Consider the following 7,259-nt stretch of genomic DNA (forward strand, 5'->3'; position numbering starts at 1 on the left):
ATAATTTTAAATTAATTAAAATTACATCAACTTTACTAGGTTTAAAATCGTTTAATATTTGTCAATTTTTGGATGTCTCTCACATATCTTGTAATTGTTACAAAAAATTTATATTTATTTCATATATAGATACTCAGTATCATAATTTAATTAAAATTTCAAAATCTTATTACTTAGTTATCATAGTAATCTGAATTTTTTAAGTTTAAGCTTGTCACATATAATCTAAACTACTCTATATATCATATTTCACTAATGAATTTATATGATATTTTTCTAGTTTATCTCTTCCTTTTAAAGATTCTAGCTCAATCAAAAACTCTAACGCCACTATTTCTCCACCAATAGATTCTATTAAATTAACTACAGATAAAACTGTACCTCCTGTAGCTAAAAGATCATCTACTATTGCAACCTTTTTACCTTTTTCAATTGCATCAAGATGCATTTCGAGAGTGTTCTTACCATATTCTAATTCATATTCACAACTAGCAACTTTTCCTGGTAATTTACCTGGTTTTCTAATAGGAATAAATCCAACACCTAAAGCATAAGCAACTGCTGTACCCAGTAGAAAACCTCTAGCTTCTGGTCCAGCTATATAATCTATCTCTTTTCCTCTTAAATCCTTTACTATGCTATCTACTACTTCTTTAAGAGCATTTCCATTTTTCAATAAAGTTGTTATATCTTTAAAGCTAATACCCTGCTCTGGAAAATCTTCAATTACTCTTATCTTAGATTTAAGCTCCAAACAAACCCCTCCATATAATATTAATATATTTACTATATTAGTTTATCACATTTATTAAATTTTTCTATTATTTTTTGTTTTAATAAAAAAGCAAATACTTAGTAAAAGTAGTATTTGCTTTTATTTCATCCATATATTGATTACTTTTTGGTGCGAGTAGTGGGAATCGAACCCACACATCACTACTGATACATGCCCCTCAAACATGCCTGTCTGCCAGTTCCAGCATACTCGCTTATCTAAAAGCCTAACTCAGGGAATTTGTTGGTGAATAGTGTCTACCAATTACACCACCCCTGCAATTAAATTACCAATATATTTTACTACATATGCAGTATTTTTACAATATAAATTTATTGTAACTCCTTAGGTATATAGCACTTTTCTATCCCTTTATATGGATTGAAGAATGTTGGTTCAAGCTCACCCATTATTTTACTATCAATTAATAATGCCTTATTTTTGAAAAATAGACTTACATATGGTAAATCTTGAACTATAAGGCCTTGCAATTCATCATATGCCTTAGCTTTTTCTTCCCTAGATGCCACTAGGAGAGAATTCTGAAGCAATCTGTCCATATTCTCATTAGAATATTTAATAAAGTTTGTCTTATATGGAATTTGAGAACTATGAAAAGCAAAGGATAAATCAGGGATTACAGATAATTGCCACCCAAGAATAGCTATATCATAGTCTCCTCCATTTATAAGCTGATTTACTTCTGCCCATTGATTCTTAATGTCTTCCGCTGTAATATCATCTTGTTTTTTATTTTCTGGATAAATACTAACATTAATACCTATTTTCTTTAAATCATCCTTTATCATTTCTGCAGTTCTAAACCTCATTAAATTATAGGAGTTAGTTAAAATTTTAAGTGAAATTTTTTGTCCATTTTCATCTTCTAATAATCCATCACCATCAATATCTTTCCATCCTATCTTTCTTAACTCTTCCTTTGCTAAATCTAAATTATAGCCAAAGGTATTCGCTTTTTCAGATGATAACCAAGAATCCGGATGAATTGGTACATCTGTTTGGGTTCCGTGTCCTAAATATAGTTTCTGAATAATAGACTGTCTATCTATTCCATATGCAATGGCACGTCTTAGCCCTTCTCCATTTTCTCCAGAAAATAATTCCTTTCTAAAATTGAATCCTAAAAATTCATAATTTGCTGATACAAACTCTAATGCTTTAATTCTACTATTCTGGCTATATTTATCCCAGTCAACATCAACAGTTGTAGCTATATTTATCTGTCCCGTTTCAAAGGCAGTTAAAATATCCTCTTCATTTTCTAATACTCTACCTAGTATCTCGTTAATATATGGTTTACCATCTCTATACTTATCATTGGCAGACAATCTTATTTCTTTCATATTTTCATAACTTTCAAATTTAAATGGACCTGTTCCTATTGGTTTATAGTTATCTACTTCTAATGCCTTAGCAAAATAATTACCTCCTTTGCCAGAAGTAAAAATATGCTTTGGTATTATAGGAAAGGTCAGCACTTCTAGATTATTGCTAAATACTTTATCAAAGGTAATTGCTATACTATTATTACCTGTAACTTTTACATCCATTATCCTTCTAGCATCTGATAATATATTGGAACCCATAGCAGTTGCAAACATTTGCTTGTATGTACTATCGGCACTAGCGTATTTTATAGTATTTACTGTAAAAACTACATCCTCTGGTTCAAATCTTTCACCATCATGCCAAAAAACATTATCTTTTAACTTAATTTCAATAGTCCTCCCATTATCTCCTATATTATAGGATTCAGCTAATTGATTAGTTATATTTAAATTATTATCAAACTCAAATAAACCTTCAAAAATTAACTTAGATAGAAAATGATAATTACTATTTTCTGTGATTAATGGATTTAATGTGTTCAGACTAGTTAAAGGAACAACTATCTGTCCCCCTTCCTCAGGTTTATATTCAACAGTTTTTCCCGTATCTTCGTCCTTAGTATTATTTACTGTAGCTAAATCACTTTGTCCACAGCTTGTAACTGTAATCATTATTACGATTATTAAAATTAGAGATAAGTATTTTTTACATTTCATTTTTATTCCACCTTATCATATGCTTTTTATTATTTCCTTCATAATTTTTCTAATATTATTCAATATATCTACATAAAAAGAATCTTTATCACTGGGATTCATTATATATTTTCTATATACTGTACTATATACCTTATAGCTTTTCTTTACTCTTACAAGATAATCTTCTGTCTCTTTATAAGGAATTATTAACAAAGTACTTTTATCATAACTGTATTCCTCGTCATTTAACCATCCTCTTACTTTTCCGCTTCCTGCATTATACGCGGCTAAAACCAAATCTATATCATTATCAAATTCTTTAAATAATGTACTAAGATACCAAGTACCAATTCTTATATTTATTTCAGGTTCAAACAACATATTTTCGTTATAATTTTCTATTTTTAAAACTTCACTGGCCCATTTTCCAGTAGATGGAGATATCTGCATTAATCCTCTAGCTTCTTTTGGAGACATTGCATCTTTATCATACTTACTTTCAGCATTGATTATTGATGCCACCAAATATGGATCTAATTTATATTCATTAGAATACTTTACTATAAAATTTTTATATCCTATTGGATACCCTATGGTTACAAAAACAAGTCCCATAGTAACGATTAAAAATATAACAATAAAAAATATAATTATTTTTTTGATTTTCTTTATAATTTTAAGCAATAAATAATCCCTCCAAGATTAGATTAATTCACTTAATAATTTATCTATTTGTATCTTTAAATATTCAACATCTCCGCTATTATCAATTATCTTGGAAGACCTTGTTCTTTTATAGTTTATATCCATTTGAGATTTCATTCTACTTAATGCCTCTTCTTTTGATATTCCATCTCTTTTCATTAATCTCTCCATCTGAGTATCTGAATCAAGATATACTAACCAGATTTCATCAAATTTAATATTAAACCTTTTCCATAAATCATACTGTTCAAACAGTAAAGGGATGTCTAAAAATATAATGGGATTATTCAAAGATAATCTATCTATCTGAAGCTTTATATATTCAAATATATATGGATGTACAATGTTATTTAATCTTTCTAGTCTTTCTTTATTATTAAATACAATATTTCCTAATGCTTTTCTATCTATAGATTTATCTTCTAATAATATATTCTCTCCAAATTCTTTCATTATTTTTATATATGCTGGTTTATCTATTTCAACAACTTTCCTAGCAATTTTATCAGCATCAATTAATGGATACCCTTTTTCAATAATAATATTAGAAACAGTGGACTTCCCAGTAGATATTCCACCTGTCAGCCCAATTAATATACGACTATTTTGTATCATACCAACTATCACCTATTTCTAAATCTACTGTAAGAGGCACATTTAATTTTATTGAATTTTCCATTATATCCTTCATCATATTTTTCACTTCTTCAATTTCATCTTTTTCTGTCTCAATTATTAATTCGTCATGAATCTGAAGTATTAGTCTTGATTTTAGATTCCTTTCCTTTAGTTCATTATATACCTTAACCATAGCCATCTTTATTATGTCCGCTGCAGAACCTTGTATAGGTGTATTCATAGCTATTCGTTCACCAAAAGATTTAATGTTAAAATTCTTTGCTTTTAACTCCGGAATATATCTTCTCCTATGAAGAATAGTCTCTACATAACCTTTTTCCTTACCTTCTTCAACTATATCTTTCATATATTCTTTAACCATCTTATAATTTTTTAAATAATTATCGATATATTCTTTAGCTTCCTTTCTTGAAATATCTAAATCTCTAGATAATCCATAATCAGAAATCCCATATACTATTCCAAAGTTTACTGCCTTTGCCCTGCTCCTCATTATAGGAGTCACATCTTCTTTTGATACATCAAATACTTCTGATGCTGTTTTTCTATGAATATCCTCATTATTTATAAAAGCTTCTATTAACTTAGGGTCTTTAGATATATGAGCTAATACTCTCAATTCAATTTGAGAATAATCTGCATCTACAAGAACATAATCCTTGTTTTCTGCAATAAAAGCTTTTCTAATCTTTCTCCCATCATCTGTTCTAATAGGGATGTTCTGTAGGTTTGGCTCTGTACTACTTATTCTTCCAGTAGTGGTTATAGTCTGATTAAAGCTAGAATGAATCCTATTAGTATCTTTATTAATTAAGTTTAAAAGTCCGTCTATATAAGTTGATTTTAATTTTACAATTTGCCTATATCTAAGAACTTTATCAATAACAGGGTGTTGATCCTTTAACTTATCTAGGACTTCTGCATCTGTAGAATATCCTGTTTTAGTTTTTTTAATAACTGGCAAAGATAACTTATCAAATAAGATTTCTCCTAATTGTTTAGGCGAATTAATATTAAATTCCGTACCTGCTAAATCATATATTTCAGATGTTAGTGAATTTATTTCATCATCATATTCATGTCCAAGCTTCTTTAATTCTTCTACATCTATTTTAAATCCGTAGTATTCCATACTCCCTAGAACTTCTACCAATGGCAGCTCCACATTATAATAAAGGTCTAACATTTCTTGTTCTTTGATGATTTCTTTCATCTTAGACTCTACGCTTAATATGGTATCTAATGTAAAGGAAAGGTAACTTCCAATTTCTTCTTTGCTTAAATCACTAAAACTTTTTTTATTCTTACCTTTTCCCAATAATGTTTCTTCATCAATACCATTACTATATAAATATTCCCTTCTAATATCATTTATGGAATATGAAGACTGGGCTGGATTAATTAAATACTGAGCTATCATAGAATCAAAAGTAATATTATCTACTCTAATCCCTAATCTTGATAGTATTACTATATCTGATTTTAAATTATGACCTATTTTCTCAATAGTTTTATCTTCAAAAACAGATTTAAAACTATCAACAAATCTTTCTCTATCTTCTTGTAAATAGATAATATTAGTTTGAGTTTCATTTGTTTTGATACCTACTGCTATTATTTCGTCTTCAATATAGTTACTATCAGATATAATAAATTTAAATCCGAACTTTCCCTCTTTTTTAATAGCATCAATTAAACTATTATAATTCTCTTTTTCTATAAGATTATACTCTAAACTAACACTTGATTCTTCATTGTCTTCTACAGTAGCATCAGAAATCTTTCCCAGTAAACTATTAAACTCTAATTCTCTATAAAGTTTCTTTAACTCTTCCCAATCAGGATCTTCAATTTTAAATTCCTCAAGACTTATATCCATAGGTATATTAACCATGATTTCACCAAGTTTCCTACTTAAAAAGGCAAGATGCTTATTCTCTATTAAATTCTCTTTTAGTTTCTTACCACTAATATTATCTATATTTTCATAGATATTTTCAATTGTACTATATTCCTTTAATAATTTTAATCCAGTTTTTTCTCCAATTCCTGGTACTCCTGGAATATTATCGGATTGATCTCCCATTAGTCCCTTTAAATCTATAAGTTGTTCTGGAGTAATCCCATATTTCTCTATTATTATATTCCTATCAAACTCTTCTAATTCAGTAATTCCTTTTCTTGTTATTAAAACTTTAGTATTATCTGTTGCCAATTGAAGATAATCTTTATCTCCAGTAACTAAAGTAACATCTAAGGAATTTTCTTCTCCCATTTTTGCTAATGTACCTGCAATATCATCAGCTTCAAAACCAGTTAATTCTAAATAACGAACCTTCATAGCATCAAGGATTTCCCTTATAATTGGGAATTGTTGTGCTAATTCTGAAGGCGTTGATTGTCTATGAGCTTTATATTTATCATACTGTTCATGTCTAAAAGTAGGCCCCTTTTTATCAAAAGCTACACAAATATAATCTGGTTTCTTTTCATCTTGTACTTTATATAACATAGTTAAAAATCCATATATACCATTTGTATATATACCCTCTTTAGTAGATAATAGAGGAAGAGCATAAAATGCTCTATGTAACAAAGAACTCCCATCTATAATCATCAACTTTTTTTTATCCATTATATCACTCCATTCTACACTCCATACCTTCTAGTATATCTTAAAAGACCATTTGAGTAAACAAAATGGAAATAAAAATATTGATTAATTATTAATTCTATGTTATTATATTCCTTGTAAGAGTTTTGCCGGTGTGATGGAATTGGCAGACGTAGTGGACTCAAAATCCACCGGTGGCGACACCGTGCCGGTTCGAATCCGGCCACCGGCACCATTATTACTCGCACGAACAGTAAAAGATAGGAAATAACATCCTATCTTTTTTTATTTTAGCAATATTATATTTGATAATTACAGTTTTACATGAAAAAATAAGATTTTAATAGTCTCGTTCAGTTAAACTTATATTTATACTTTTCAATTATTTATTTACTTTAACCCCTTAATACTGTAGAAAACTTTCTTTACCCTGAATTATTCATGGTGATATAAAAATGAAATTTCTATCACCAAAACC

At 28.6% G+C, this 7,259-nt stretch carries 5 protein-coding genes and 2 tRNA genes; 1 reads left to right on the plus strand and 6 read right to left on the minus strand.

Going from position 1 to position 7,259, the window contains the following annotated elements; all coding sequences use genetic code 11:
• Positions 1–235 precede the first annotated feature (235 nt).
• From ABWP20_RS14230 to polA, 6 genes are all read right to left on the minus strand, one after another.
• Positions 236–754, minus strand: a complete 519-nt coding sequence (locus tag ABWP20_RS14230) for an adenine phosphoribosyltransferase (RefSeq protein ID WP_353096661.1) — start codon at positions 752–754, stop codon at positions 236–238.
• Positions 755–902: 148 nt separating this feature from the next.
• Positions 903–989: transfer RNA gene (locus ABWP20_RS14235), tRNA-Leu, on the minus strand.
• Positions 990–1,107: 118 nt separating this feature from the next.
• Positions 1,108–2,841, minus strand: a complete 1,734-nt coding sequence (locus tag ABWP20_RS14240; RefSeq protein WP_353096663.1) for a peptide ABC transporter substrate-binding protein — start codon at positions 2,839–2,841, stop codon at positions 1,108–1,110.
• Positions 2,842–2,856: 15 nt separating this feature from the next.
• Positions 2,857–3,507: a lytic transglycosylase domain-containing protein gene (locus ABWP20_RS14245; protein WP_353096664.1), complete on the minus strand. Its 651-nt coding sequence runs from the start codon at positions 3,505–3,507 to the stop codon at positions 2,857–2,859.
• Positions 3,508–3,525: 18 nt separating this feature from the next.
• Positions 3,526–4,143 (minus strand): dephospho-CoA kinase, encoded by a 618-nt coding sequence (coaE, locus tag ABWP20_RS14250; RefSeq protein WP_353096665.1) that lies wholly within the window; start codon positions 4,141–4,143, stop codon positions 3,526–3,528.
• Positions 4,130–6,802, minus strand: a complete 2,673-nt coding sequence (gene polA / locus ABWP20_RS14255; RefSeq protein WP_353096666.1) for a DNA polymerase I — start codon at positions 6,800–6,802, stop codon at positions 4,130–4,132. The genes coaE and polA overlap by 14 nt, the downstream gene beginning before the upstream one ends.
• A gap of 127 nt (positions 6,803–6,929) precedes the next feature.
• Between polA and ABWP20_RS14260 the strand changes: the two genes are divergently transcribed.
• Positions 6,930–7,016, plus strand: a tRNA-Leu gene (locus ABWP20_RS14260).
• Positions 7,017–7,259: the final 243 nt, after the last annotated feature.

Origin of the sequence: Tissierella praeacuta, from assembly GCF_040396155.1 — a bacterium.
GTDB lineage: Bacteria > Bacillota > Clostridia > Tissierellales > Tissierellaceae > Tissierella > Tissierella praeacuta_A.